The sequence below is a fragment of the Pseudomonas sp. PME37.24/025 genome, assembly GCF_055556615.1.
Genome location: NZ_JBVHNK010000016.1, coordinates 76,347 through 102,171, shown reverse-complemented (window position 1 = coordinate 102,171; position 25,825 = coordinate 76,347). Strand labels below are relative to the sequence as shown.

Below are 25,825 nucleotides of genomic sequence, written 5' to 3'. Positions count from 1 at the left end.
GGCGCCTTGCCTGCCAACATAGACCACTCGTCAAAATATGAACGTATTTACGAGGCGGGACACACCGTTAAGCCATGAAAGCGAACACCGACCTTCACCTGTAGAAACTTTCTGATAGAATGCCCGGCTTTCTTTAACAACCTTAGGTGACACATCCATGCAGCCCATGCTGAATATCGCGCTGCGCGCCGCCCGCAGCGCCAGTGAATTGATTTTCCGCTCCATCGAGCGCCTGGATACCATCAAGGTCGACGAAAAAGACGCCAAGGATTACGTATCCGAGGTGGATCGCGCCGCCGAACAGAAAATCATCGATGCGCTGCGCAAGGCTTACCCTAATCACTCGATCATGGGTGAAGAAACCGGCATGCACGCCGGCAGCGGCATCGAAGGCGAAGAGTACCTGTGGATCATCGATCCGCTGGACGGCACCACCAACTTCCTGCGCGGCATTCCTCACTTCGCTGTCAGCATCGCCTGCAAATACCGCGGTCGCCTGGAGCACGCTGTTGTTCTGGACCCGGTTCGCCAGGAAGAATTCACCGCCAGCCGTGGTCGCGGCGCCCAACTGAACGGTCGCCGCCTGCGCGTCAGCGGCCGCACCAGCCTGGACGGCGCCCTGCTGGGTACCGGCTTCCCGTTCCGCGATGACCAAATGGACAACCTCGACAACTACCTGGGCATGTTCCGCGCCCTGGTTGGCCAGACCGCCGGCATCCGCCGCGCTGGCGCAGCGAGCCTGGACCTGGCCTACGTGGCCGCCGGCCGTTTCGATGCGTTCTGGGAGTCAGGCCTGTCCGAGTGGGACATGGCTGCAGGCGCCTTGCTGATCCAGGAAGCTGGCGGCTTGGTGAGCGACTTCACCGGCGGTCACGATTTCCTTGAGAAAGGCCACATCGTCGCCGGCAACACCAAGTGCTTCAAGGCAGTACTGACGGCGATCCAGCCGCACCTGCCAGCTTCGCTGAAGCGCTAAACGCAAAAGCACCTCAAGAAAAACGCCCCGACCTGTTCGGGGCGTTTTTTTTTGCGCAAAAAAATCCCCCAACGCCCCCCCCCCTGTGGGAGCGGCGGTGCGGCGATCCGACTTGCCCGCGAAGGCGGCGCACCAGACAACATCAATGTCGACTGACACACCCTCTTCACGGACAAGCCCCACTCCGACAGGTTCCGCACCAAAAACGAAAAATGCCCCGTATCTTTCGATACGAGGCATTTTCTTGAATCGCCAACCTAAACAGGCTGGCGTTTCGGCATCGGAAGCTGGACTTAAGCCAGTTTTTCCTTGATGCGAGCTGCTTTACCAGACAGGTCACGCAGGTAGTACAGCTTGGCTTTACGTACGTCACCGCGACGTTTAACGGCCATGCTGTCGATTTGCGGGCTGTAGGTCTGGAAAGTACGCTCTACGCCAACACCGTTGGAGATTTTACGAACGGTGAAAGCACTGTTTACGCCGCGGTTACGCTTGGCGATAACTACGCCTTCGAACGCTTGCAGACGCGAACGATCGCCTTCCTTCACTTTCACCTGAACGACAATGGTGTCGCCCGGGGCAAAGGTAGGGATCTCTTTGGTCATCTGCTCTGCTTCGAGTGCAAGGATGATTTTGTTAGTCATGCTGTGCTCCTAAGGTAAATCGTCGGATCTACCATCGATACGTTGTTAACTATCGTCCCGCTCGCGGATGTATTCCTCGAGCAGCTTCTTCTCTTCTCCAGAAAGCGAGCGGCTTTCCAGAAGATCGGCGCGTCGTTCAAAGGTCCTACCAAGGGACTGCTGTAAACGCCAACGCCGGATGTGCGCGTGATTGCCACTTAGCAATACGTCGGGAACACGCTGATCCGCATACACCTCCGGTCGGGTGTAGTGCGGGCAATCCAGCAAACCATCCGTAAAGGAATCTTCCTCGGCGGAGTCCGCATGCCCTAAAGCTCCAGGCAGCAGTCGTGTAACCGCATCGATCAGGACCATCGCCGGCAGCTCGCCGCCAGACAGTACATAGTCGCCAATCGACCACTCTTCATCGACATGAGCATCAATAAAACGCTCGTCAATGCCTTCATAGCGGCCGGCAATCAGGATCAATGCATCCAGATTCGCCAACTCGCGTACCGCCGACTGAGTCAGTTGACGGCCTTGGGGGGACAGGTAAATTACCTTCGCCGCCTCCCCGGCTGCTGCCTTGGCCTGAACCAGAGCATCTTCCAGGGGCTTGATCTTCATCACCATGCCCGGACCACCGCCAAATGGGCGATCATCCACAGTGTGATGTCGATCCGTCGTGTAGTCTCGCGGATTCCAACAGGTGAGCTGTAACAACCCCTGTTTCACCGCCCGACTGGTGATGCCGTACTCGCTGATGGCGGAGAACATCTCGGGAAACAAACTGATCACTTCTACGCGCAGATTAGCCACGCTTAGAAGTCCGCATCCCATTCCACCTTCATCTCGCCTGCGGCAAGGTCGACAGCCAACACGCATTGCTCCGTATAGGGCAACAGGCGTTCGCGATCATCCAGGCTGCCAGCGCAAGGCTTGACCACCATTACATCATTGGCGCCGGTTTCCAGAAGATGATCGATTTTCCCGAGCAATTGCCCGAGTTGATCAATAACCTTCAGACCTTCCAGCTGGTACCAGTAGTACTCGCCGTCGGTCAATTCAGGGAACAGGTTGCGCGGCACACAGATCTCATAACCAGCCAGAAGACGTGCTTCTTCACGATCATCAAGACCCTTGAGCTTTGCGACCAGGAACTTGTCGTTCCCACGTCCGCTGACCAGCTCAACCTGCTTCACATTGCCTTCGCGCTTGAGCGTCCAGGTTTTGTACTGCAACAGGTTTTCAGTCGGATCAGTAAAGGAATACACCTTCACTTCGCCGCGAACGCCATGAACAGAATAAATTTTGCCAATAACGATCAAATCATCGGCAACAGCTGGCGTCGCGCTCATATTGCTCAGGCCGCAGCCTTAGCAGATTCCTTCAACAACTGAGCAACGCGCTCAGAAGGTTGTGCACCAACGCTCAGCCAGTAGGCTACGCGCTCTTGGTTCACGGACAAACGAACTTCTTGACCACGAGCAACAGGGTTGAAGAAACCAACCTGTTCCTTGTGCGAACCGTCGCGCGGGTTGCGGCTGTCGGTTACGGTCAAGTGGTAAAACGGGCGCTTTTTGGAGCCGCCAAGGGCAAGACGGATTGTTAGCATGTGAACATCGTTCCTGTAGTCGGTGCTGCAAATCTAAAGGCACAGCGGGCATAGGTGCCCGAAAGGCCGCATATTCTAAGGAATATCCGGACTTTTGCAAATGTCTTTTTCCGGCGGCCTATCGGTCGCCATCCAGATTTGCTATAGAGCCGTCGTTGAAAACGGCCAGTCAGCTCCCGCCAAGTGCGGGTTTGCTGGAGATTCCACTTCCTTGTGGGCAGCGCCGACATGACTGCCGGCGCGAATTCTTTACATTTTCGGCATGCCGCCGCCGGGCAACATACCGCCCATGCCGCGCATCATTTTGGCCATTCCGCCTTTCGCGGAGAACTTTTTCATCATCTTCTGCATCTGCTTGTGCTGCTTGATCAAGCGACCGATGTCCTGCACCTGAGTGCCGGAACCCATGGCGATCCGGCGCTTGCGCGAACCGCTGATCAGCTCAGGGTCGCGGCGCTCGGCCGGGGTCATGGAGTTGATGATGGCTTCCATCTGCTTGAACTGCTTCTCTGCCGCGCCCTGGGCGTTGCCCATTTGCGCCAGATTCACGCCGCCGATGTTCGGCAGTTTGTCCATGAGGCCGCCGAGGCCGCCCATGTTCTTCATCTGTTGCAGCTGATCGCGGAAGTCTTCGAGGTCGAAACCCTTGCCCTTCTTCAGCTTCTTGGCCAGTTTATCGGCCTTGTCTTTGTCGAGGGTCTGTTCGGCCTGCTCAATCAGGCTGAGCACGTCGCCCATGCCGAGGATACGCGAAGCAATACGCTCAGGGTGGAACGGCTCGAGCGCTTCGCTCTTCTCGCCCATACCGATGAACTTGATCGGCTTGCCAGTGATGGCACGTACCGACAGCGCGGCACCGCCACGGGCATCGCCGTCGACCTTGGTCAGAATCACACCGGTGAGCGGCAGCGCATCGCCAAAGGCCTTGGCCGTGTTGGCGGCGTCCTGGCCGGTCATGGCATCGACCACGAACAGGGTTTCAACCGGATTGATCGCGGCGTGCAGCGCCTTGATCTCGCCCATCATCTCTTCGTCGATGTGCAGACGACCGGCGGTATCGACGATGACTACGTCGATGAATTTCAGTTTTGCTTCTTTAATAGCAGCTTGCGCGATGTCGACCGGCTTCTGGCTCAGGTCGGACGGGAAGAACGTAACGCCAACTTCACCCGCGAGCATTTCCAGCTGCTTGATCGCCGCCGGACGGTAAACGTCCGCGGACACGACCATGACCGACTTCTTCTTGCGCTCTTTAAGGAAGCGCGCGAGTTTGCCGGCGGTGGTGGTTTTACCCGCACCCTGCAAACCGGCCATCAACACGACAGCAGGAGGAACGGCGCTCAGGTTCAAGTCTTCGTTGGCCGCGCCCATCAGGCTTTCGAGTTCGGCCTGGACGATTTTCACGAAGGCCTGGCCCGGCGTCAGGCTGCGCGACACCTCGGTGCCAACAGCGCGTTCCTTGACCGAGTTGACGAAGTCTTTGACCACCGGCAAGGCGACGTCGGCTTCGAGCAACGCCATGCGCACTTCGCGCAGGGTGTCTTTGATGTTGTCTTCGGTCAGCTTGGCCTTGCCGGTGACATGGCGCAGCGTCTGCGAGAGACGGTCGGTTAAGTTTTCAAACATTGCGCGATCCTTTCAGGCCCTGTGTAGACCGGGATAATGGCGGCCCAGACCGGAATAAACATGTGCTCGGCGAGCCTGCGGCGTGGGCAGGTCGCGGATTATAGCGAAGACTGCGTCTGGCGGACACCTCGCCGTCAGGTTGCATGGTCTTTCGTGCCGTGGGGATTCTATGCCAAACTCAGCGCCTTTCGGGCTTGCCTAACAGGATTTATGCTCCCCTTGTCACCCAGTTTGCTTACCTCCCTCGCCGCCGCCTGCTTATACGCCGCTGCGACCCTTTATCAGGGCACTCGTCTGGCCACCGGCGCCAAGGCGAACAAACGCCTGCTAGTCACGCTCGGCGTGCTGGCCGTGCTGGCCCACAGCGTCAGCCTGATCACCTATCTGCTGACACCGATCGGCCTGGCCCTGGACTTTTTCAGCGCCGCCAGCCTGATCGCCGCGGCGGTCATCGCCCTGACCCTGCTGGCCTGCTCGCGGATTCCGGTGGAAAACCTGCTGCTATTGCTGTTCCCGCTGGGCGCCGCAACCGTGCTGCTGGCACAGTTCGCCCCCGCCGGCACGGTGCAGATCATTGACGAAGAACCAGGCATCCTCGCCCACATCCTCTTGTCGATCCTCGCTTACGGCATGTTCACCATCGCGGTGTTCCAGGCGTTGCTGCTGCTGGTTCAGGACCATCAGCTCAAACACAAGCATCCGTCCGGGCTGATCAAGAACTTCCCGCCACTGCAAACCATGGAGAGCCTGCTGTTTGGTTTTCTCTGGGCCGGCTGGAGCCTGCTGTCGTTGTCGCTGATCTCCGGCTGGCTGTTCGTCGAGAACCTGTTCGCCCAGCACCTGGTGCATAAAACCCTGCTGGCGTGCCTGGCCTGGATCGTGTTCAGCGTGCTGCTTTGGGGGCGCAACCGCCTCGGCTGGCGCGGACACAAAGCCATCCGCTGGACCCTTGCCGGTTTCTGCCTGCTGATGCTGGCGTATTTCGGCAGCAAGCTGGTCCGCGAATACATTCTGCATATCTGACGGGCGGCATTAATGGACGACTTGCCCATAGGGCCGATGCTCGCGGTGCTGGCCCTGCTGATTTTATGGTCGGGGCTGTTTACCGCCATCGAAATTGCACAACAGCAATTGCTGGCCCAGCGCACGGCCTCGCGCTCGAGCGACAAACCCATGGCCAAGCTGAGTTTCCCGCTCAGCAGCCTGATCCTCTGCAACACCTTGTGCCGCGCACTGGTGGTGGTCATCAGCACCTTGCTGGCGATTTTCACCTGGGCACAAAACGGTCCATGGATTGCCTGCCTCGGTGCCAGCGCGGTGTTGTTGGTGTTCGCCGACTACCTGCCGCGCACCCTTGCCGTGCGCTATCCGGATGCCGTCCTGACCCTGGGCAACACACTGCTCGGCATACCCTTGAAGATTGTCTACCCGGCGGCCTGGTTACTTAATGCCATCAGCCAACTGCTGATGCGACCATTCGCCCGCAAAATCAACGTGGTGCAGCAAAGCGAAGACGAGGCACCGGCAAATCGGCACGACGATCACGAACACGCAGCCAGTCGCCCGCATTTGCTGTCAGGTATCCACGCGCTGGATAACATCACGGTCAACGATATTCTGGTACCGCGCAGTGACGTCGACGGAATCAATCTGGACGATTCCCTCGAAGAAATCATCGAACAACTGCGCCATAACAGGCGCACCCGCCTGCCGGTATTCCACAGCGACATCAACCAGGTCGAAGCGGTGCTCAACACCCGACAGATCCGTCATTTGCTGCCCGATTCAAGTCTGACTCTGGAAGCGCTGCTGGCAGCCAGTCACGAACCGTACTTCGTACCGGAAAGCACGCCGTTACAGCTGCAATTGCTGAACTTCCACAAGCAGCAGCGGCGTTTGGGCATGGTGGTCGACGAATACGGAGAAGTGCTGGGCATCGTGACCCTGGAAGACATTCTCGAAGAAATCGTCGGAGAGTTCGAAAGCCAGCACAGCCTGGATAATCCACACATCCATCCGCAGGCCGATGGGCGCCTGGTCATCGAGGGTGCGGCGTCGATTCGTGAATTGAACAAAAGCCTTGGCTGGCACTTGCCCAGCGATGGCCCGAAAACCCTCAACGGGTTGGTGACCGAGGCGCTGGAAACGATTCCGGATAGCGCGGTTTGCCTGAAGATCGGGCGATACCGGCTGGAGATTCTGGAGACGGAAGACAATCGCGTCACGCGCGTGCTGATCTGGCATACCAGCTCAGTGCCTGCCCTTTCCAAAATCTGACGCGTTCCCCTGTGGCGAGGGAGCTTGCTCCCGCTGGACTGCGAAGCAGGCCCGATCACAGACAGCGCGATTATTCTGAAAGAATGCATTCAGCCGTTTGCGGCCGCTACGCACCCGAGCGGGAGCAAGCTCCCTCGCCACAAAAGCCATCGCATCCTCCAAGCCGCTTGTTGAATCATTAGCCGCCTTCCTATAATCAAGCCGCTTACCCAAGCCCCCGCCGAACCACGTGCTTACCCCGCGCGCAGCAGGTTCCGGCCAGATCATCGACAATATCCGCACCACTGCGACGACTGTTCCTACCTTGAACAGCGACCGTATCTCAACCCACATCCCTGGGTATTCGACCATAATAATTCGCTCCACTGGGGCACATGACTGTCAGGGATTACCGCATGACGACCAGCACAACGTTCAGCGACACCGCGCCTGTCCAACCAACCAACTCCGCCACCCGAGTAGCCACCGCGAGTTTCATCGGCACAGCCATCGAGTTCTACGACTTCTACGTCTATGCCACGGCGGCGGCGCTGGTGATCGGGCCGGTGTTTTTTCCGCAGACCTCCGGCACCGCCCAAATGCTGTCGGCGTTCCTCACCTTCGGTATCGCCTTCCTTGCGCGACCACTGGGTTCGGCGCTGTTCGGCCACTTCGGTGACCGCATCGGGCGTAAATCGACACTGGTCGCCTCCCTGCTGCTGATGGGCGTGTGTACCACGCTGATCGGCGTGCTGCCGGGTTACGACAGCATTGGCGCCTGGGCGCCGATCCTGCTTTGCGTGCTGCGCTTCGGCCAGGGCCTGGGGTTGGGCGGTGAATGGGGCGGCGCCGCATTACTGGCCACGGAGAACGCGCCCAAAGGCAAGCGCGCCTGGTACGGCATGTTTCCGCAACTCGGTCCATCGATCGGGTTCCTGGCGGCCAACGGCCTGTTCCTGACCCTGGCCATGAGCCTGAACGACGAACAGTTCCGTTCGTGGGGCTGGCGGATTCCGTTCCTGCTCAGTGCCGTGCTGGTGATGGTGGGCTTGTACGTACGCCTCAAACTCCACGAAACCCCGGTGTTCGCCAACGCCATGGCGCGCCAGGAGCGGGTGAAGATCCCGTTGGTCGAGCTGTTCAGCCAATACTGGGCGCCGATGCTGCTGGGGGCCGGCTCGATGGTGGTGTGCTACGCGCTGTTCTACATCTCGACGGTGTTTTCGCTGAGTTATGGCGTGTCGACGCTCGGCTACACCCGGGAAACCTTCCTCGCTCTGTTGTGTTTCGCGGTGCTGTTCATGGCGGCCGCGACACCGCTGTCGGCTTGGGCGAGTGATCGCTTCGGGCGCAAACCGGTGCTGATCATCGGTGGCGTGCTGGCGATTCTGTCCGGATTCCTGATGGAACCGCTGCTGACCCAAGGCTCGACCTGGGGCGTGGCGCTGTTTCTGTGCATCGAACTGTTTCTGATGGGCGTGACGTTTGCGCCGATGGGCGCGCTGCTACCAGAGCTGTTTCCGACCCACGTACGCTATACCGGCGCATCGGCGGCCTACAACCTGGGCGGGATTGTCGGAGCCTCGGCGGCGCCGTTCTTTGCGCAGAAACTGGTGGCGATGGGCGGTTTGAGTTATGTCGGCGGGTATGTGTCGGGGGCGGCGGTGCTGAGCTTGATTGCGGTGCTGTGCCTGAAGGAGACGCGGCATAACGATTTGAATCGGGTGGTCTGATAGACCGCCATCGCGAGCAGGCTCGCTCCCACAGGGGACCACGCTCTGTCAGAAAGAATGCGGTTCAATGTGGGAGCGAGCCTGCTCGCGATAGGCGCGACTCGGTTTAGAGCTCTACAACAACAGCCTGAGAAGCTCGGGTCGCTTTAGCCCGTGCGCTCTCGATCGACTCATCACGCGCCAACGCCACACCCATCCGACGCTGGCCATTGACCTCAGGCTTGCCGAACAGACGCAATGCAGTATCCGGCTCACTCAGTGCAGCGCCCAAATTGGCGAATGCGGTTTGAGTCGACTGCCCTTCCACCAGAATCACCGCCGAAGCCGAAGGCCCGAACTGACGAATCAAGGGAATCGGCAGGCCCAGAATCGCCCGTGCGTGCAGCGCGAACTGCGACAGGTCCTGGGAAATCAGGGTCACCAGACCGGTGTCATGCGGGCGCGGCGAAACTTCGCTGAACCAGACCTGATCACCTTTGATGAACAGCTCGACGCCAAACAGACCGCGGCCACCCAAGGCTTCAGTCACGGATTTGGCAACGCGCTCGGATTCAGCCAGAGCAACCGGGCTCATCGCTTGTGGCTGCCAGGATTCCTGGTAGTCGCCCTTCTCCTGACGGTGGCCAACCGGCGCACAGAACGTAGTGCCGCCAACGTGACGCACGGTCAGCAAGGTGATTTCGTAGTCGAAGTCGATGAAGCCTTCGATGATCACGCGACCTTTACCGGCGCGGCCACCTTCTTGAGCGTAATCCCAGGCCTTGCGCACGTCATCGGCGCTGCGCAGCAGGCTCTGGCCTTTGCCCGAGGAACTCATGACCGGTTTGACCACGCATGGGAAACCCAGATTTTCGACAGCCTTGCTGTAGTCCTCGAAGGTATCGGCGAAGTGGTACGGCGACGTCGGCAGGCCCAGCTCTTCGGCGGCCAGACGACGGATGCCTTCGCGGTTCATGGTCAGCTGTGCGGCGCGAGCGGTCGGGATCACGGTGAAGCCTTCGGACTCCAGTTCTACCAGGGTCGCGGTGGCGATGGCTTCGATTTCCGGCACGATGAAGTCCGGCTTCTCGGCTTCGATCACTGCACGCAGGGCGGCGCCGTCGAGCATGTTGATCACATGGCTGCGATGGGCGACTTGCATGGCCGGCGCATTGGCGTAGCGATCGACAGCAATCACTTCAACGCCCAGGCGTTGCAGCTCGATCACCACTTCCTTGCCCAACTCACCACAGCCACACAGCAATACGCGGGTCGCGGTTGGCGACAATGGAGTTCCGATACGGGTCATCTCAGGTCCTCAAGAAGCGGATCATCGAGGGACGCGGTGCCTGGCACGCTTCCCATGGGGAGAAAGCGCGGCATTTTACATGAACCTGAGGGTTTGGCTTCAGCTGACGACGGCCTGATTACGCAAGCGCCAGGCCATGATCAGCCACACGACCGTCACACCTGCGAACTTCGAGCCCATGGCGGTGAGGATCACGGCCGGAGTGAAGGCATCGATCATGCCGAAGAAGATGAAGGTGTCCAGCGGGATGCTCAGCGCCGAACTTATCCACAGGCGATCGTGCAATGGACGCTTGGTGATGCTGAACACCAGCCAGTCGATGCACTCCGACACGGCGAATGCGATGGCACTGGCCAGGGCGATGGACGGATCGGAAGTGACATAGGACAGCACCAGCGCCACCAGCATCGCCGCGATCGCGCCGTGACCGAAGCGGGTTTGCACCATGTCGCGCAGGACGAACACCAGCCCACCCCAGGCCGACCAGATGATGTCCAGGTGCGGGGCGCTGGAAAAGGCGTAATTGATCAGCACGACGCTGCTGATGTAGGCGATCAGGAAGAGCATGGGGGCGGGGGGATACCTGTCAATTTGGTGCACAGGGTACTTCATCTTCAACGCACAGATCACCTGTGGCGAGGGGGCTTGCTCCCGCTGGGGTGCGTAGCGGCCCTGAAATCAGCGGCCGCGGTGTGTCAGATAGAACGTAGTCGGTTTGGGGGCTGCTTCGCAGCCCAGCGGGAGCAAGCTCCCTCGCCACAAAAACGCCAAACGACTCAGGATTTGGAAGGCAACATCCAGATCAACCCACTCGACTTCGCCCGCTCATGACACAACTCCAACACCTTGCGCCGTTCTGCGTTGTCCATCCGGCTCCAGCGGGTAATTTCTTCCACCGTGCGCTGACACCCGGTGCAAATGTCATCCTCATCCAGCGCACAAATGTTCACGCATGGCGATGGAACCGGTCGTTCAATGGTGCTCATTCTTCCTGCTCGACCAGATCGCGAGCATAACGCTGCGCGTTATGCACATAGTGCGCAGCGCTGGCTTCGAGCATCTTCTTTTGCGGCTCGGTCAACTCGCGCACCACCTTGCCCGGTGAGCCCATGACCAGCGAACCGTCTGGAATTTCCTTGCCTTCACCGATCAGCGAGTTGGCGCCGATGATGCAATTCTTGCCGATTTTCGCGCCGTTGAGGATCACCGCGTTGATGCCGATCAGGCTGTAATCGCCCACCGTGCAGCCGTGCAGCATGGCGTTGTGGCCGATGGTCACGCCGGTGCCAATGGTCAACGGGTAGCCCATGTCGGTGTGCATAACGGTGCCGTCCTGCACGTTGCTGTTCTTGCCGATCAGGATCAGTTCGTTGTCGCCACGCAACACAGCGTTGAACCAGACGTTGGCGCCCTCTTCCAGCTTGACCTTGCCCACCAGCACGGCATTGGGAGCGACCCAGCTCTGCGGATGGGTATCGACGCGGGCGTCGCCCAGGCGGTATTTCATCTTATTGCCCTCAAGGCCAGGCAGGCTCACTAGCGAAAAGAAAGACTCACGCCATACGCGCGATGGCTTCAGGTTTTGATAAAACTCTTGGGTGGTTGATGCAGGCTGATTTTCGCGTCATAGAGCAGGTTGATCAACTCGACAATCATGATCGCCGTCAGCCCCCAGATCTTGTACTCACCATAGCGGTAGCTCGGCACGTACCAACTGTGGCCCTGATAATCGATGCGGTGGGTATGCTCGCGCGGGTCCTTGCGAAAAAACTCCAGCGGCACGCTGAACACCGCGGCGATCTCGGCATCGTTGGCCAGGTATTCGACGAAATCCGGAATCACACCGACATAGGGCGTGACCTTGATGCCGTGCAGGGAAATCAGTGGGCTCAGCGGGCCGATCACTTCGACCAGCCCCGGCGGCAAACCGATTTCTTCTTCGGCTTCGCGCAGGGCGGTAAAAATCAGGTCGGGGTCTTCGGGGTCGCGTCGACCGCCGGGGAAAGCGACTTCGCCGCCATGGGTCGAGAGCCCGCTGGCGCGAAGGGTCAGGACCAGTGCCGGTTCGTCACTGCGCGTTATAGGCACCAATACCGCGGCTTCGGGGAAACGTCGGTCGGTTTCCAGCGTACGCGGCGTGTGATTGCTTACCCGGTGCAGTAGCTCGTCCAGCATGAGTCTTCTCGATCTGTGCCTTACCCTGCATCATGCACCAATCGCACCGGCCGCCCAAGCCCCGAACAACCTCATGTCGCGAAACGACAACTTGCCGACCGACACCGCTGCACGCCAAGATAGGCGCAGCATTCAGGAACCCAAGCATGAAATTTTGCAGCCAATGCGGCAACCCGGTGACCCAGCGCATTCCCGAAGGCGATTCGCGCCTGCGTTTTGTCTGCGACAGCTGTCATACCATCCATTACCAGAACCCCAATATCGTCGCCGGTTGCGTGCCGACCTGGGGTTCGAAGGTGTTGCTGTGCCGGCGCGCCATCGAGCCACGGCTCGGTTACTGGACCCTGCCCGCCGGTTTCATGGAAAACGGTGAGACCATCGAACAGGCCGCCGTACGTGAGACCGCCGAAGAAGCCTGTGCCCGGGTGCGCAACCTGAGTATCTATACGCTGATCGACGTGCCGCACATCAGCCAGGTGCATGTATTCTTTCGCGCCGAGCTGGTGGACCTGGATTTTTCCGCGGGGCCCGAGAGCCTGGAAGTGCAACTGTTCGAAGAAGCCGACATCCCTTGGGGCGAACTGGCTTTCCGCACGGTGGGGCGTACCTTAGAATGCTTCTTCGCTGACCGGCGGACCGAGGTCTACCCCGTGCGGTCCGAATCGATCCCGCCGCTGGTCCAGCCTGCCATCATTTAAAGCTCCTACCCATAAAAGCACCTATAAAATAAATAGTCGCGACACCTCTCAGGGATATCGTTTCAATGCGCTGGTTGCTTGCTGTTTTTTGCTTGTCGTTCGTCGCTGTCACCCAGGCTTCCTCCGCGGAAACGCTGGACGGCAGAGTCATCGAAAAAGTTCTGGTTCTCAAATCAGCCCATCAATTGCAATTGATCAATGATGGCAAGCCGATCAAGACCTATCGCATTTCCCTGGGTAAACGCCCCAAAGGGCCGAAGCTGATGGAGGGCGACAAACGCACCCCCGAAGGCTTTTATTGGGTGGACTGGCGCAAAATCAGCGACCGTTTCAACCTGGCGATGCACATCTCCTACCCCAACATCAGCGATTCCGCCCGCGCCCGACGCGAAGGCGTCGAGCCTGGCGGCATGATCATGATCCACGGCACCCCGGATACCGAAGACAACCCCGAAGACTTGTTCCATACGTTGGACTGGACCGACGGCTGCATCGCCATGCGCAATATGGACATGCGAGAGGTTTGGGGTCTGGTGCCGGACGGCACGATGATTGAGATTCGCCCTTAACGGCTACCTTCAATTCAAGGCTGGCTAGAAGCTTCTGTGGCGAGGGAGCTTGCTCCCGCTGGGCTGCGAAGCGGCCCCAAAGTTCTATCTGAAACCGCATTCGCTAATCGAGGGCCGCTTCGCGCCCCAGCGGGAGCAAGCTCCCTCGCCACAGAAGCTTCGCTTTCCATCCATGATCTGGCCGCTTCCTTCGGTCGGCATCGAAAAATAAATTCAAAAATCGCAGCCTTCGGCAGTGCCTGCAGCGGAATCAGCATCAATCCAGAGAGGTCCAAACTGACAGCGCCGTCAGTTACCGGTCACCTTCCTGACGGGCTAACAGGTTTATAAAGGAAGGTATAAACCTGACAAAACTCCGACCACTCTGCCCGGCGCCCCACTCGCATGCGAATTCAGAAAAAAATCGCCCTGTTCGCCGCCCTTCTGATCGTCCTGGCAGCGCTGGGCGTGTGGTACGCCGCCAAACCCGCTACTACCAAACTGGCCACCTCCACCGCCATCCCCGTGCGAGTGGTCAGCGTTGCCGAAAAAGACGTGCCCCGCTACGTCAGCGGCATCGGCTCGGTGCTGTCGCTGCACAGTGTAGTCATACGTCCGCAGATCGACGGCATCCTCACCCAATTGCTGGTCAAGGAAGGCCAACCGGTGAACAAAGGTGACCTGCTGGCCACCCTCGACGACCGCTCGATCCGCGCCAGCCTCGACCAGGCCCGGGCGCAACTGGGCGAAAGCCAGGCGCAACTGCAAGTGGCACAGGTCAACCTCAAACGCTACAAACTGCTGAGTGTCGACGACGGCGTGTCCAAGCAGACCTATGACCAGCAACAAGCGCTGGTCAATCAACTCAAAGCCACCGCCCAAGGCAACCAGGCCTCGATCGATGCTGCTCTGGTACAGCTTTCCTACACACAGATTCGCTCCCCGGTCACCGGTCGCGTCGGTATTCGCACAGTGGATGAAGGCAACTTCCTGCGCATGACTGACACCCAAGGCCTGTTCACAGTGACCCAGATCGACCCGATCGCCGTGGAGTTTTCCCTGCCGCAACAAATGTTGCCGACCCTGCAAGGCCTGATCAACGATCCACAGCACACGCCGGTCAAGGCTTACATTGGTGCCGACACCGATGGCGAAACCGGCAACCTGCTGGGTGAAGGTCATCTGACCCTGATCGACAACCAGATCAACGCCAACACCGGGACCATCCGCGCCAAGGCCGAATTCGCCAACTCCGCACAGAAACTCTGGCCGGGCCTGCTGGTAACGGTAAAGATTCAGACAGCGCTGGATAAAAATGCGCTGGTGGTACCGCCCACCGTCGTACAGCGTGGCCTTGATCAGCATTTCGTCTACCGGGTCAATGGCGACAAGGTCGAAGCCGTTCAGGTGCAGATGGTTTATCAAGGCAGCGGCCAGGACATCATCAAGGGCGTGAAACCGGGCGATGTACTGGTCAGCGACGGCCAGTCGCGGCTCAAACCTGGCTCGACCGTGCAGGTAGTGACCGACCCACCGCAAGTGGTGCAATCGGAGCCGAAACCATGAAGGGCCATGGCTCGATTTCCGCGTGGTGCATCGATCATCCGGTGGCGACGGTCCTGCTGACCTTTGCCTTGGTGCTCCTCGGTGTCATCGCCTTTCCGCGACTGCCGATTGCGCCACTGCCGGAAGCGGAATTCCCGACCATCCAGGTGGCCGCGCAACTGCCCGGCGCCAACCCCGAGACTATGGCCTCGTCGGTGGCCACGCCGCTTGAAGTGCAATTCAGCGCCATCCCCGGCGTGACCCAGATGACCTCGAGCAGCGCCCTGGGCTCGACCATTCTGACCCTGCAATTCACCCTCGACAAAAGCATCGACACCGCCGCGCAGGAAGTCCAGGCTGCGATCAACACCGCCGCCGGCAAACTGCCCAAGGACATGCCGAACCTGCCGAACTGGAGGAAGGTCAACCCGGCCGACAGCCCGGTGCTGATCCTCAGCATCAACTCACCGCAAATGCCCGGCACCGAAGTCAGTGACCTGGTGGAAACCCTGCTCGCCCGTCAGATCAGCCAGATCGACGGCGTAGGCAATATCAACATCACCGGTCAGCAACGTCCGGCGATCCGCGTGCAGGCCTCGGCGGACAAGCTCGCCGCCATCGGCCTGACCCTGGCGGACATTCGCCTGGCGATCCAGCAGACCAGCCTCAACCTGGCCAAGGGTGCGTTGTACGGCGAGTCGAGCATTTCGACCTTGTCCACCAACGACCAATTGTTCCACCCCCAGGAATACGGTCAGCTGATTGTTTCCTACAAGGACGGCGCACCGGTTCATCTCAAGGATGTGGCCAAAGTCGTCAACGGTTCGGAAGACGCCTACATCCAGGCCTGGGCTGATGGTCAGCCGGGGGTGAACCTGGTGATTTTCCGGCAACCGGGGGCCAACATCGTCGAGACCGTGGACCGTATTCAAGCGGCCCTGCCGACGCTGGAGGCCATGCTGCCGGCCTCGGTGCAGGTCAAGGTGTTGATCGACCGCACCCAGACCATCCGCGCTTCGTTGCATGAAGTAGAGGTCACCCTGCTGATCGCGATCCTGCTGGTGGTGGCGGTGATGGCGCTGTTCCTGCGGCAGCTGTCAGCGACCCTGATCGTGGCGTCGGTGCTCGGTGTGTCGCTGATCGCCAGTTTTGCCCTGATGTACATCATGGGCTTCAGCCTGAATAACCTGACGCTGGTGGCGATCGTGGTGTCCGTCGGGTTTGTGGTGGACGATGCGATTGTGGTGGTGGAAAACATTCACCGTCACCTGGAGGCCGGCGATGGTATGCGCGAGGCGGCGATCAAGGGTGCCGGCGAGATCGGTTTTACCGTGGTCTCGATCAGCTTCTCGCTGGTGGCGGCGTTCATTCCGCTGCTGTTCATGGGCGGCGTGGTCGGGCGGCTGTTCAAGGAGTTCGCCCTGACTGCCACCTCGACCATCATGATTTCCGTGGTGGTGTCCCTGACGCTGGCGCCGACTCTGGCCGCGCTATTCATGCGCGCGCCGGTGCATCTCGCCCACGGCAAACCGGGTTTCGGCGAACGCTTGCTGGCGCTGTATGAGAAAGGCCTGCGCCGCGCCCTCGCCCATCAGAAATTGATGATCGGTGTATTCGGTCTGTCCCTGAGCCTGGCGGTCGCCGGGTACATTTTCATTCCGAAGGGTTTCTTCCCGGTGCAGGACACCGGTTTCGTCCTCGGCACCACCGAAGCAGCCGCCGATATTTCCTACGGAGACATGGTGAAAAAACACCTGGCGATGGCCGAAATCGTCGCCGCCGATCCCGCCGTCGAGACGTTCTCACACTCGGTCGGCGTTTCGGGCAGCAACCAGACCATCGCCAACGGGCGGTTCTGGATCTCGTTGAAAAAACGCGGCGACCGCGATGTGTCCGCCAGCCAATTCATCGACCGGATTCGCCCACAGCTGATGAAAGTCCCGGGCATCGTGCTGTACCTGCGCGCCGGGCAAGACATCAACCTCAGCTCCGGCCCGAGCCGTGCGCAGTACCAATACGTGCTCAAGAGCAACGACGGTGCACTCCTGAGCACCTGGACCCAGCGCCTGACGGAAAAGCTGCGCAGCAACCCGGCGTTCCGCGACATTTCCAACGACCTGCAACTGGGCGGCAGCATCACCCACATCAGCATCGACCGTAGCGCGGCGGCGCGTTTCGGCGTGACCGCCAGCGATGTCGATGAAGCGCTGTACGACGCCTTCGGCCAGCGGCAGATCAACGAGTTCCAGACCCAGACCAACCAGTACAACGTGATTCTGGAACTGGACACCAAGCAGCGCGGCAAGGCTGAAAGCCTCAACTATTTCTACCTGCGCTCGCCGCTGAGCGGGGAAATGGTGCCGCTGTCGGCCCTGGCGAAATTCGATGCGCCAACCATCGGCCCGTTGTCCATCGCTCACGACGGGATGTTCCCGGCGGCCAACCTGTCGTTCAACCTGGCGCCCGGCGTCGCGTTGGGCGATGCGGTGATCATGCTTAATCAGGCCAAGACCGACATCGGTATGCCGACCGCCATCAGCGGTAATTTCCAGGGCGCGGCCCAGGCGTTCCAGAGTTCGCTGGCCAGTCAGCCGTGGCTGATTCTGGCGGCGCTGGTGGCGGTGTACATCATTCTTGGCGTTCTGTACGAAAGCTTCGTACACCCGCTGACCATCATCTCGACCCTGCCCTCGGCGGGGCTCGGGGCGGTGATCATGCTGTGGATCTGCGGCCAGGACTTTTCGATCATGGCGCTGATCGGGCTGGTGCTGCTGATCGGCATCGTCAAGAAAAACGGCATTCTGATGATCGACTTCGCGCTGGACGCCCAGCGCAACCGTGGCCTGCCGCCGGAAGAGGCGATCTATGAGGCGTGTATGACGCGATTCCGGCCCATCATCATGACCACCCTCGCCGCCCTGCTTGGTGCCCTGCCGCTGATGCTCGGCTACGGCACCGGCGCCGAACTGCGCCAGCCATTGGGCATCGCGGTGGTCGGCGGTTTGCTGGTGAGCCAGGCGCTGACGCTGTTCACCACGCCGGTCATATACTTGTGGCTCGAACGATTATTCCATCGACCTGAACCAGCACCGATGTCGGCGCTGACGACCACAGACTGAGGCGGGGTCATGCGCGTTCTGATTATCGAAGACGAAGAAAAAACCGCGGACTATCTGCACCGTGGTCTGACGGAACAGGGTTACACCGTAGACGTGGCTGGCGATGGCGTCGAAGGCCTGCACCTGGCGCTGGAAAGCGATTACGCAGTGATTGTCCTCGACGTCATGCTGCCAGGCCTCGACGGCTTCGGCGTATTACGTGCGCTGCGGGCTCGCAAACAAACGCCGGTGATCATGCTCACCGCCCGCGAGCGGGTGGAAGACCGCATCAAGGGCTTGCGCGATGGCGCCGACGATTACCTCGGCAAACCGTTTTCCTTCCTCGAACTGGTGGCGCGCCTGCAAGCGCTGACCCGTCGCAGCGGCGGCCATGAACCGGTGCAAGTGAGCATCGCCGACCTGTGGATAGATTTGATCAGCCGCAAGGCTACCCGCGCCGGCACTCGCCTGGACCTGACCGCCAAGGAGTTTTCGCTGCTGAGCGTGCTGGCGCGGCGGCAAGGGGAAATCCTCTCGAAAACCGCCATCGCCGAGATGGTCTGGGACATCAACTTCGACAGCGACGCCAACGTGGTCGAAGTCGCGATCAAACGCCTGCGGGCCAAACTTGACGGGCCGTTCGAAGAGAAGTTGCTGCACACCATTCGCGGCATGGGTTATGTGCTGGAGAGCCGTGGTGTCCAGTAATTCGATCGCGCTGCGCCTTAGCGGGATGTTTACGCTGGTGGCGCTGCTGGTGTTCCTGTTGATCGGCGGTGCGCTGTATCAACAGGTCGACAAGGGTCTGGGCCTGCTGCCCGAAGCCGAGCTGGATGCGCGTTACAGCGTGCTCGAATCAGCGCTCAACCGTTATGGCACGCCCGAGCATTGGGTGAAGATCAACGCCAAGCTCAAGCTGCTGAGCGAAGAAGACAAGCGCATTCGCTTTTGGGTGGTCAGCGGCAATCCCGGTTATGAATACGGCCAACCCGATGCGCCGATCCGCGCTTTCGCCCAAGGCCCATTGGGCATGCGCGACATGAAATTGCCTGACCATCCATACCCGCTGAAAGTGCTGGTCACTGAGCTGCCGGCCAAGGATCAGCGCCCGTCGCTGCGCTTCATGATCGGCATCGATACCGAAACCTTTTACGAGACGCAGCACCACTTGCTGATCGCCCTGATCAGCCTGGCGATCGTGGGTGTATTGCTGGCCTCGCTACTCGGTTATTGGGTGGCCAGGATCGGCCTCAAGCCGCTGATCAAGTTGTCGCAGGAAGCCCAGCGCCTGGCGCCGCCGCGGTTGTCCGGGCGCCTGCAACTGTCGCCATTGCCACCGGAACTGGATCAGTTCGTCAGCTCGTTCAACGCCACTCTGGAGCGGGTCGAACAGGCCTACTCGCGGCTGGAATCATTCAACGCCGACGTGGCCCATGAACTGCGCTCGCCGCTGACCAACCTGATCGGCCAGACCCAGGTTGCACTGACCCGTGGGCGTTCGGCCGAACACTATTTTGAAGTGCTGCAATCGAACCTCGAAGAGCTCGAACGGTTGCGCTCGATCATCAACGACATGCTATTCCTCGCCAGCGCCGACCAGGGCAGCAAGGCCACCAAATTGACGTCCACCTCACTGGCCGATGAAGTGGCGACGACACTCGAATATCTGGATTTCATTCTTGAAGATGCGCAGGTTCAGGTCGAGGTCAGTGGCGATGCGCAGGTACGAATCGAGATCGCCCATCTGCGCCGGGCGCTGATCAACTTGCTGAGCAACGCGGTGCAGCACACCGAGCCCGGGCAAGTGATTCAGGTACGGATCGAAGTCGAAGAGCATCAGGTCAGCATCGGCGTCGCCAACCCGGGATCGCCGATTGCCAATGAGCATCTGCCGCGATTGTTCGAGCGCTTCTACCGGGTCGATGCATCGCGCAGCAACAGCGGCAATAACCATGGACTGGGGCTGGCAATCGTCAAGGCGATTGCGCTGATGCATGGTGGGGATGTGTTCGTGCGCAGTGATCATGGGATGAATACGTTCGGCATCCACCTCCCGGTCTGATCACACAGAACCCTGTGGCGAGGGGGCTTGCCCCCGTTGGGTCGCGAAGCGGCCCCCTGCATTCTTTCACACCCACCGAGTTGCCTGAATTTACGACTGCTTCGCAGCCGAACGGGGCGATGCGGCGTTCCGACAAGCCCCCTCGCCACAGGTCGACTACCCGATGAATGTCTTCTAAGCTTCAATAAGCAAAAGGCCAGCATGTTTTGCTGGCCTTTTTTTTATCCGGCATTTATACAGGCGCTCTGGACGCGACCGGTTTCTGGGACTCTGCCCGATTCTTGTAAAAGCACTTTCATAACGCCTTATTTGCAGAAGTCAGAACCATGAGTGTGAACAGTGCGAATTCTCAACATCCGATCCGTTCGACACGATCAGAGCGGCTTTTGGTTCTCAGCAGTTTGTTGTTGGTGATAGCGATACTGAGCATCGTGACCTTCCTGCTCATCCGTGAACGCGCCAACGCCGAATTGTCCGCCGCTCGCGCCGCCAACAATATCGTGCAATTGATCGATGCCGACGTGCTGCGCAATGTCGAACTCTACGACGTGTCGCTGCTGGGTTTGATCGCTGCCTCCCAGCGAGAAGACCTCAAGAGCGTTTCTCCAGCCATTCGTCATTTGGCCTATTTCGATCGCGCCACTGCCGCGCCGTACAAGGGCAACATTTTGTTGCTCGACAACAAAGGCGACGTGATTGCCGACTCGGCCTCGGTGGAGCCCAGGCAAGGCAACTATGCCGATCGCGAGTACTTCCAGTCTCACGTGAACAACCCGGACCCGGGCATGTTCATCAGTCCCCCCTTCAGAGCCAGGTCGCCCGAACAGGATTGGCGTATCAGTTTCAGCCGACGGGTGAGCGGCTCCCAGGGTGAGTTCCTGGGCGTGGCCGAAGCCGCCATGCGCTTGAGTTACTTCGATCAGTTGTTCAACAGTTTGAGCATCGGCCGCGACAGCACGGTCAATCTGATCAGCAAGGACGGGACGCTTCTGGCTCAACAACCACATCTGGCCGAAGAGCTGATCGGCAAGAACTTCAGTAACCGCCCCAATTTCCAGCGTATCGTCAAGGAAGGCAACGGCAGCTTTACCAGCATGTCCGATCGATACAAGGACAAGCGCCTGTACACCTTCTCCAAGGTCGGCAACTTGCCGTTGATCGTTATCGTCGCACTGTCCAGTGATGAAGTCTTTGCGGCCTGGAAGCGCACTGCGGTGGTGGTCAGCTTTGCGACCATTGCCCTGTGCGTGAGCCTGCTGTGGCTGACCTGGTTGCTCTGTCGGGAATTGCGTCGGCGCCAAAGCGCCGAGCAGGAACTGGCGCAACTGGCCGCTACCGACCCCTTGACCGGTCTGGCCAACCGTCGAAGCCTGGATCAGACCCTGCGCCATGAATGGTTTCGCGCCCAACGTTCCGGCCTGCCATTGTCAGTGCTGATGATTGATGTCGATCACTTCAAGGCGTTCAACGATCGCCATGGCCATCAGGGCGGCGACGATGCGTTGCGCTGGGTGGCCAAGGTGATCAGCACTCATGTTCGACGGCCCGCAGATCTGGTCGCCCGTTACGGTGGCGAAGAGTTTTCGGTGATCCTGGCTGAAACCGACAGCGCCGGCGCGCAACAGATTGCCGACAACGTCCGCGCAGCGGTGGAGCAGTTGCCGTTGGTGGGGGGCGATGAGTCGCCGCTTACTGTCAGTATCGGTATCAGTACCTGGACGACGGCAACCGACATCAGCCTGGAGCAGTTGTTGTTTGTGGCGGACAAGGCGCTGTATCAGGCCAAGGAAAGTGGGCGGAATCGGGTGGTTGCTACGTAGTGAAATCTGCGTTGTGACGGCCGGCCCCATCGCGGGCAAGCCCGGCTCCCACAGGTTGTGCGGTTGACGCGGATTCGGACACGACGCATGACCTGTGGGAGCGGGCTTGCCCGCGATGGGGCCAGAACAGGCACCCTCAATACTTTCCCGCAGCCATAAAAAAAGGCCACCCGAAGGTAGCCTTTAAAAAACTAGAGAGGTTTTTTGCTTACACGGCCGCAACAGGACGCATGTAAGAGATCGGTGCAGTGCTGGCGTCTTCGAAAGTCACGACTTCCCAAGCATCTGTCTGCTCAATCAACTTGCGCAGCAGCTGGTTGTTCAATGCATGTCCGGACTTGAAGCCCTTGAACTCACCAATCAGGCTATTGCCCAGCAGGTAGAGGTCACCAATTGCATCGAGGATCTTGTGCTTCACGAATTCGTCTTCATAGCGAAGGCCGTCTTCGTTCAGTACACCATCCGCGTCGACCACAATAGCGTTTTCAACGCTGCCGCCGAGTGCGAGGTTGTGCTTGCGCAGGTACTCGATGTCACTCATGAAACCAAAGGTACGGGCGCGGCTGACTTCTTTTACGAACGAAGTGCTGGAAAAATCCACGCTTGCACTTTGTGTGCGGTCACGGAAAACCGGGTGATCGAAATCGATCTCGAAGCTCACTTTGAAACCTTCGAAAGGGACGAAAGTGGCGCGCTTGTCGCCGTCTTCCACTGTCACTTCCCGCAAGATCCGGATGAACTTCTTGGCGGCGTCCTGTTCTTCCAGGCCGGCCGATTGAATCAGGAATACGAAGGGTCCAGCGCTACCATCCATGATCGGGACTTCGGACGCGGAGAGCTCGACGTAGGCGTTATCGATGCCCAGGCCAGCCATGGCCGAGAGCAGGTGCTCCACCGTGTCCACTTTGACGTCACCGTTAACAAGCGTGGTCGACATAGTGGTTTCGCCAACGTTTTCCGCGCGGGCAGGAATCTGCACCACAGGGTCGAGGTCAGCACGACAAAACACAATGCCGGTGTCGACGGGCGCTGGCTTGAGGGTCAGGTAGACCTTCTCCCCGGAGTGCAGGCCGACACCTGTGGCACGGATAATATTCTTCAGGGTGCGTTGTTTTATCATGGCATGGGCCGCTTCAGCGCAAATTGCGAACTGGTATCAACAAAGGCTGGCGATGATAGCAGACCAGACCTTTGCTGAACACCAATCACCCTAATACCCCTGATACATTTCATCAATCGGCCTGACGACGCAGGAAAGCCGGGATGTCCAGGTAGTCCAGGTCATCTTGCGGGTTCATCTTCGCGGCAGTCGCAGCACCGGCCTGAGCCTGGTTGCGCATGACGGTCGGACGATCCAGGTCACGGTAGTTCACCGCAGGCTGTTCTTGACGAACAGGGGCTTGTTGTTGTGGCTGGGAGGCCATCGAGGTGTGAACGGTATTGTCGATGACCTTCACAGGCTTCTCGATTTTAGCGCCTAAACCGGTGGCAACAACAGTCACGTGTAGCTCGTCGCGCATGTCCGGATCGATAACGGTACCGACCTTGACCATCGCGTGCTCGGAAGCGAAGGCTTCGATGATGCTACCCACGTCGGAGTACTCACCCAGGGACAGGTCAGGACCGGCGGTGATGTTCACCAGGATGCCGCGTGCGCCTTGCAGGTTCACGTCTTCGAGCAACGGGTTGCGAATGGCCGCTTCGGTGGCCTCACGTGCACGGTTCGGACCGCTGGCGCAGCCAGTGCCCATCATCGCCATGCCCATTTCGCTCATCACGGTACGCACGTCGGCAAAGTCGACGTTGATCATGCCCGGACGCTTGATGATGTCGGAGATACCGCGAACGGCACCGGCCAGTACATCGTCGGCCTTGGCGAAAGCCGACAGCAGGCTTGCGTCTTTACCGAGGATGGTCAGCAGCTTCTCGTTGGGAATGGTGATCAACGAGTCGACGCTTTCAGACAGCAGACGAATACCTTCGTCGGCGATCTGCATACGCTTGCGACCTTCGAACGGGAACGGACGGGTCACCACCGCAACGGTGAGGATCCCCATTTCCTTGGCTACTTCGGCAATGATCGGCGCAGCACCGGTACCGGTACCACCGCCCATGCCGGTTGTGATGAACACCATATTGGTGCCCTGCAGGACTTCGGCAATGCGCTCACGGTCTTCGAGAGCGGCCTGACGACCTACTTCAGGGTTGGCGCCAGCGCCCAGGCCTTTGGTCACGCCGGTGCCCAGTTGCAGAATGGTCCGCGCGCCGATGCTTTTCAGCGCTTGGGCATCAGTGTTGGCGCAGATGAATTCAACGCCTTCAATGTTGCTCTTGACCATGTGATTGACAGCGTTGCCGCCGCCACCGCCAACACCGATAACTTTAATTACCGGGCTTGCGGGGATGTTGTCTACGAGTTCGAACATTTTCCCTCTCCTTACATTCTCTAGTTTTTTCGCCTACTGCTGTTTGAAGCGGTGTTGCGGTAAAGCTTTAGAAATTGCCTTGTACCCAGCTCTTGATGCGATCGAGCAAGGCGGCTTTCGGTTCGTCATTGCTGTAGCTGTCGCGGCTGCCGATGCCCGAGAACGAAATCCCGTCGGACTGCTTCTGCAGGCCGTACATCAACAAGCCAACGCCGGTGGAATAAATCGGGTTGCGGACCACGTCGTCCAGGCCCTTGACGCCATGCGGCACGCCCAGGCGAACCGGCATGTGGAAGATCTCTTCGGCAAGTTCCACCGCGCCTTCCATCTTCGACGTACCGCCGGTCAGCACGATGCCGGCCGGGATCAGGTCTTCGTAGCCACTGCGACGCAGTTCGGCCTGGATCAGGGTGAACAGTTCGTCATAACGTGGCTCGACCACTTCGGCCAGGGCCTGACGGGACAGCTCACGCGGCGGACGGTCGCCGACACTCGGCACCTTGATGGTTTCACCGGCACCGGCCAGTTTGGCCAGGGCGCAGGCGTAGCGAATCTTGATTTCTTCGGCGTACTGGGTCGGGGTGCGCAACGCCATGGCGATGTCGTTGGTCACCTGATCGCCCGCAATCGGGATCACCGCGGTGTGACGGATCGCGCCTTCGGTGAAGATCGCGATGTCGGTGGTACCGCCGCCGATGTCCACCAGGCACACGCCCAGCTCTTTCTCGTCGTCGGTCAGGACCGAGTAGGCCGAGGCCAACTGCTCGAGAATGATGTCGTCGATTTCCAGACCGCAGCGACGCACGCATTTTTCAATGTTCTGTGCGGCGTTGACGGCGCAGGTGACCACGTGAACCTTGGCTTCCAGACGCACGCCGGACATGCCCAACGGCTCGCGAACGCCTTCCTGGTTATCGATCACGTAATCCTGCGGCAGGGTGTGCAGCACGCGCTGGTCAGCCGGGATTGCCACAGCCTGGGCAGCGTCGAGAACGCGCTCAAGGTCGGCGGAGCTGACTTCGCGATCACGAATCGCCACGATGCCGTGGGAATTCAGGCTGCGGATGTGATTGCCGGCCACGCCGACAAACGCCGAGTGGATTCGGCAACCGGCCATCAGCTGCGCTTCTTCGATCGCGCGCTGGATCGACTGGACGGTGGACTCGATGTTCACCACCACGCCTTTTTTCAGGCCGCGGGACGGATGAGTACCGATCCCGACGATTTCGAGCGTGCCGTCGTCCGAGACCTCGCCGACCAGCGCCACCACCTTGGAGGTGCCGATATCGAGACCGACGATCATTTTGCCGCTTTGCACGTTTGCCATGGGTCCTGC

Annotated in this window: 24 protein-coding genes; 11 read left to right on the top strand and 13 right to left on the bottom strand. The window is 59.5% G+C overall.

Annotated features, from left to right (window positions below):
* Positions 1 to 157 precede the first annotated feature (157 nt).
* The gene (gene suhB / locus ACZ3HH_RS25820) at positions 158 to 976 is read left to right on the top strand and encodes a type III secretion system regulator SuhB (RefSeq protein ID WP_038981724.1); all 819 of its coding nucleotides are present in this window, start codon (positions 158 to 160) and stop codon (positions 974 to 976) included.
* Positions 977 to 1,269: 293 nt separating this feature from the next.
* Here the strand turns inward: suhB and rplS are convergent, their stop codons facing one another.
* The 5 genes from rplS to ffh form a co-directional block, all read right to left on the bottom strand.
* Entirely contained in the window at positions 1,270 to 1,620 is a 351-nt protein-coding gene (rplS, locus tag ACZ3HH_RS25815; protein WP_003175895.1) for a 50S ribosomal protein L19, read from the bottom strand.
* Between the two features lie 45 nt (positions 1,621 to 1,665).
* Complete coding sequence (trmD, locus tag ACZ3HH_RS25810) at positions 1,666 to 2,439, bottom strand: tRNA (guanosine(37)-N1)-methyltransferase TrmD (protein WP_173860472.1); 774 nt, start codon at positions 2,437 to 2,439, stop codon at positions 1,666 to 1,668.
* On the bottom strand, positions 2,421 to 2,957 hold the full coding sequence (gene rimM, locus ACZ3HH_RS25805; RefSeq protein ID WP_007897576.1) for a ribosome maturation factor RimM: 537 nt from the start codon (positions 2,955 to 2,957) through the stop codon (positions 2,421 to 2,423). The genes trmD and rimM overlap by 19 nt, the downstream gene beginning before the upstream one ends.
* Before the next feature lie 5 nt (positions 2,958 to 2,962).
* A complete protein-coding gene (gene rpsP / locus ACZ3HH_RS25800) occupies positions 2,963 to 3,214 on the bottom strand; it encodes a 30S ribosomal protein S16 (protein WP_003198088.1) in 252 nt (83 codons plus the stop codon).
* 249 nt (positions 3,215 to 3,463) lie between these two features.
* Positions 3,464 to 4,840, bottom strand: coding sequence for a signal recognition particle protein (gene ffh / locus ACZ3HH_RS25795; RefSeq protein WP_008014733.1), 1,377 nt, complete (start codon positions 4,838 to 4,840; stop codon positions 3,464 to 3,466).
* Positions 4,841 to 5,050: 210 nt separating this feature from the next.
* On the opposite strand from ffh, the gene ACZ3HH_RS25790 reads away from it, so the two are divergent.
* The 3 genes from ACZ3HH_RS25790 (at position 5,051) to ACZ3HH_RS25780 (ending at position 8,829) form a co-directional block, all read left to right on the top strand.
* Positions 5,051 to 5,863, top strand: a complete 813-nt coding sequence (locus tag ACZ3HH_RS25790) for a cytochrome C assembly family protein (RefSeq protein WP_367372835.1) — start codon at positions 5,051 to 5,053, stop codon at positions 5,861 to 5,863.
* Between the two features lie 12 nt (positions 5,864 to 5,875).
* A complete protein-coding gene (locus ACZ3HH_RS25785) occupies positions 5,876 to 7,117 on the top strand; it encodes an HlyC/CorC family transporter (protein WP_465808875.1) in 1,242 nt (413 codons plus the stop codon).
* 395 nt (positions 7,118 to 7,512) lie between these two features.
* On the top strand, positions 7,513 to 8,829 hold the full coding sequence (locus ACZ3HH_RS25780; RefSeq protein ID WP_465808873.1) for an MFS transporter: 1,317 nt from the start codon (positions 7,513 to 7,515) through the stop codon (positions 8,827 to 8,829).
* Between the two features lie 106 nt (positions 8,830 to 8,935).
* Here the strand turns inward: ACZ3HH_RS25780 and purT are convergent, their stop codons facing one another.
* The 5 genes from purT to ACZ3HH_RS25755 form a co-directional block, all read right to left on the bottom strand.
* Positions 8,936 to 10,117: a formate-dependent phosphoribosylglycinamide formyltransferase gene (purT, locus tag ACZ3HH_RS25775; RefSeq protein WP_465808871.1), complete on the bottom strand. Its 1,182-nt coding sequence runs from the start codon at positions 10,115 to 10,117 to the stop codon at positions 8,936 to 8,938.
* Positions 10,118 to 10,216: 99 nt separating this feature from the next.
* The gene (locus ACZ3HH_RS25770; protein ID WP_008014742.1) at positions 10,217 to 10,684 is read right to left on the bottom strand and encodes a 7-cyano-7-deazaguanine/7-aminomethyl-7-deazaguanine transporter; all 468 of its coding nucleotides are present in this window, start codon (positions 10,682 to 10,684) and stop codon (positions 10,217 to 10,219) included.
* Between the two features lie 209 nt (positions 10,685 to 10,893).
* Positions 10,894 to 11,103, bottom strand: coding sequence for a DUF1289 domain-containing protein (locus ACZ3HH_RS25765; RefSeq protein ID WP_465808869.1), 210 nt, complete (start codon positions 11,101 to 11,103; stop codon positions 10,894 to 10,896).
* Positions 11,100 to 11,624 (bottom strand): gamma carbonic anhydrase family protein, encoded by a 525-nt coding sequence (locus ACZ3HH_RS25760; RefSeq protein ID WP_462019418.1) that lies wholly within the window; start codon positions 11,622 to 11,624, stop codon positions 11,100 to 11,102. Before ACZ3HH_RS25760 ends, ACZ3HH_RS25765 begins: the two co-directional genes overlap by 4 nt.
* Positions 11,625 to 11,692: 68 nt before the next feature.
* Positions 11,693 to 12,292, bottom strand: a complete 600-nt coding sequence (locus tag ACZ3HH_RS25755) for a CoA pyrophosphatase (RefSeq protein ID WP_465808867.1) — start codon at positions 12,290 to 12,292, stop codon at positions 11,693 to 11,695.
* 146 nt (positions 12,293 to 12,438) lie between these two features.
* Between ACZ3HH_RS25755 and ACZ3HH_RS25750 the strand changes: the two genes are divergently transcribed.
* The 7 genes from ACZ3HH_RS25750 (at position 12,439) to ACZ3HH_RS25720 (ending at position 22,063) form a co-directional block, all read left to right on the top strand.
* The gene (locus tag ACZ3HH_RS25750) at positions 12,439 to 12,990 is read left to right on the top strand and encodes an NUDIX hydrolase (protein ID WP_465808865.1); all 552 of its coding nucleotides are present in this window, start codon (positions 12,439 to 12,441) and stop codon (positions 12,988 to 12,990) included.
* Positions 12,991 to 13,055: 65 nt separating this feature from the next.
* Positions 13,056 to 13,559 (top strand): L,D-transpeptidase family protein, encoded by a 504-nt coding sequence (locus tag ACZ3HH_RS25745; RefSeq protein ID WP_095051265.1) that lies wholly within the window; start codon positions 13,056 to 13,058, stop codon positions 13,557 to 13,559.
* 384 nt (positions 13,560 to 13,943) lie between these two features.
* Positions 13,944 to 15,104 (top strand): efflux RND transporter periplasmic adaptor subunit, encoded by a 1,161-nt coding sequence (locus ACZ3HH_RS25740; RefSeq protein WP_465808862.1) that lies wholly within the window; start codon positions 13,944 to 13,946, stop codon positions 15,102 to 15,104.
* Positions 15,101 to 18,202, top strand: coding sequence for a multidrug efflux RND transporter permease subunit (locus ACZ3HH_RS25735; RefSeq protein ID WP_465808861.1), 3,102 nt, complete (start codon positions 15,101 to 15,103; stop codon positions 18,200 to 18,202). Before ACZ3HH_RS25740 ends, ACZ3HH_RS25735 begins: the two co-directional genes overlap by 4 nt.
* 9 nt (positions 18,203 to 18,211) lie before the next feature.
* A complete protein-coding gene (locus ACZ3HH_RS25730; RefSeq protein ID WP_123719467.1) occupies positions 18,212 to 18,889 on the top strand; it encodes a heavy metal response regulator transcription factor in 678 nt (225 codons plus the stop codon).
* Positions 18,879 to 20,243 (top strand): heavy metal sensor histidine kinase, encoded by a 1,365-nt coding sequence (locus ACZ3HH_RS25725; protein WP_465808859.1) that lies wholly within the window; start codon positions 18,879 to 18,881, stop codon positions 20,241 to 20,243. The genes ACZ3HH_RS25730 and ACZ3HH_RS25725 overlap by 11 nt, the downstream gene beginning before the upstream one ends.
* A 326-nt stretch (positions 20,244 to 20,569) precedes the next feature.
* Complete coding sequence (locus ACZ3HH_RS25720) at positions 20,570 to 22,063, top strand: sensor domain-containing diguanylate cyclase (RefSeq protein ID WP_465808857.1); 1,494 nt, start codon at positions 20,570 to 20,572, stop codon at positions 22,061 to 22,063.
* 208 nt (positions 22,064 to 22,271) lie between these two features.
* Here ACZ3HH_RS25720 and lpxC read toward each other — a convergent pair whose 3' ends face one another.
* The 3 genes from lpxC to ftsA all read right to left on the bottom strand — a co-directional run bounded on the left by lpxC (position 22,272) and on the right by ftsA (position 25,816).
* Positions 22,272 to 23,183 (bottom strand): UDP-3-O-acyl-N-acetylglucosamine deacetylase, encoded by a 912-nt coding sequence (gene lpxC, locus ACZ3HH_RS25715; RefSeq protein WP_007939852.1) that lies wholly within the window; start codon positions 23,181 to 23,183, stop codon positions 22,272 to 22,274.
* Positions 23,184 to 23,295: 112 nt separating this feature from the next.
* On the bottom strand, positions 23,296 to 24,489 hold the full coding sequence (gene ftsZ / locus ACZ3HH_RS25710; protein ID WP_007904318.1) for a cell division protein FtsZ: 1,194 nt from the start codon (positions 24,487 to 24,489) through the stop codon (positions 23,296 to 23,298).
* A gap of 67 nt (positions 24,490 to 24,556) precedes the next feature.
* Positions 24,557 to 25,816, bottom strand: coding sequence for a cell division protein FtsA (ftsA, locus tag ACZ3HH_RS25705; protein WP_105347872.1), 1,260 nt, complete (start codon positions 25,814 to 25,816; stop codon positions 24,557 to 24,559).
* Between the last annotated feature and the right edge of the window lie 9 nt (positions 25,817 to 25,825).

Excerpts from the sequence above, each read along its gene's own strand:
- rplS (WP_003175895.1), bottom strand. The coding sequence starts at position 1,620 with ATGACTAACAAAATCATCCTTGCACTCGAAGCAGAGCAGATGACCAAA.
- ACZ3HH_RS25790 (WP_367372835.1), top strand. The coding sequence starts at position 5,051 with ATGCTCCCCTTGTCACCCAGTTTGCTTACCTCCCTCGCCGCCGCCTGC.
- ftsZ (WP_007904318.1), bottom strand. The coding sequence starts at position 24,489 with ATGTTCGAACTCGTAGACAACATCCCCGCAAGCCCGGTAATTAAAGTT.
- ACZ3HH_RS25745 (WP_095051265.1), top strand. The coding sequence starts at position 13,056 with ATGCGCTGGTTGCTTGCTGTTTTTTGCTTGTCGTTCGTCGCTGTCACC.
- rimM (WP_007897576.1), bottom strand. The coding sequence starts at position 2,957 with ATGAGCGCGACGCCAGCTGTTGCCGATGATTTGATCGTTATTGGCAAA.
- lpxC (WP_007939852.1), bottom strand. The coding sequence starts at position 23,183 with ATGATAAAACAACGCACCCTGAAGAATATTATCCGTGCCACAGGTGTC.
- ACZ3HH_RS25735 (WP_465808861.1), top strand. The coding sequence starts at position 15,101 with ATGAAGGGCCATGGCTCGATTTCCGCGTGGTGCATCGATCATCCGGTG.
- suhB (WP_038981724.1), top strand. The coding sequence starts at position 158 with ATGCAGCCCATGCTGAATATCGCGCTGCGCGCCGCCCGCAGCGCCAGT.
- ftsA (WP_105347872.1), bottom strand. The coding sequence starts at position 25,816 with ATGGCAAACGTGCAAAGCGGCAAAATGATCGTCGGTCTCGATATCGGC.
- rpsP (WP_003198088.1), bottom strand. The coding sequence starts at position 3,214 with ATGCTAACAATCCGTCTTGCCCTTGGCGGCTCCAAAAAGCGCCCGTTT.
- purT (WP_465808871.1), bottom strand. The coding sequence starts at position 10,117 with ATGACCCGTATCGGAACTCCATTGTCGCCAACCGCGACCCGCGTATTG.
- ACZ3HH_RS25755 (WP_465808867.1), bottom strand. The coding sequence starts at position 12,292 with ATGCTGGACGAGCTACTGCACCGGGTAAGCAATCACACGCCGCGTACG.
- trmD (WP_173860472.1), bottom strand. The coding sequence starts at position 2,439 with ATGGGATGCGGACTTCTAAGCGTGGCTAATCTGCGCGTAGAAGTGATC.
- ACZ3HH_RS25730 (WP_123719467.1), top strand. The coding sequence starts at position 18,212 with ATGCGCGTTCTGATTATCGAAGACGAAGAAAAAACCGCGGACTATCTG.
- ACZ3HH_RS25770 (WP_008014742.1), bottom strand. The coding sequence starts at position 10,684 with ATGCTCTTCCTGATCGCCTACATCAGCAGCGTCGTGCTGATCAATTAC.
- ACZ3HH_RS25785 (WP_465808875.1), top strand. The coding sequence starts at position 5,876 with ATGGACGACTTGCCCATAGGGCCGATGCTCGCGGTGCTGGCCCTGCTG.
- ACZ3HH_RS25765 (WP_465808869.1), bottom strand. The coding sequence starts at position 11,103 with ATGAGCACCATTGAACGACCGGTTCCATCGCCATGCGTGAACATTTGT.
- ACZ3HH_RS25760 (WP_462019418.1), bottom strand. The coding sequence starts at position 11,624 with ATGAAATACCGCCTGGGCGACGCCCGCGTCGATACCCATCCGCAGAGC.
- ACZ3HH_RS25750 (WP_465808865.1), top strand. The coding sequence starts at position 12,439 with ATGAAATTTTGCAGCCAATGCGGCAACCCGGTGACCCAGCGCATTCCC.
- ACZ3HH_RS25740 (WP_465808862.1), top strand. The coding sequence starts at position 13,944 with ATGCGAATTCAGAAAAAAATCGCCCTGTTCGCCGCCCTTCTGATCGTC.
- ACZ3HH_RS25720 (WP_465808857.1), top strand. The coding sequence starts at position 20,570 with ATGAGTGTGAACAGTGCGAATTCTCAACATCCGATCCGTTCGACACGA.
- ffh (WP_008014733.1), bottom strand. The coding sequence starts at position 4,840 with ATGTTTGAAAACTTAACCGACCGTCTCTCGCAGACGCTGCGCCATGTC.
- ACZ3HH_RS25780 (WP_465808873.1), top strand. The coding sequence starts at position 7,513 with ATGACGACCAGCACAACGTTCAGCGACACCGCGCCTGTCCAACCAACC.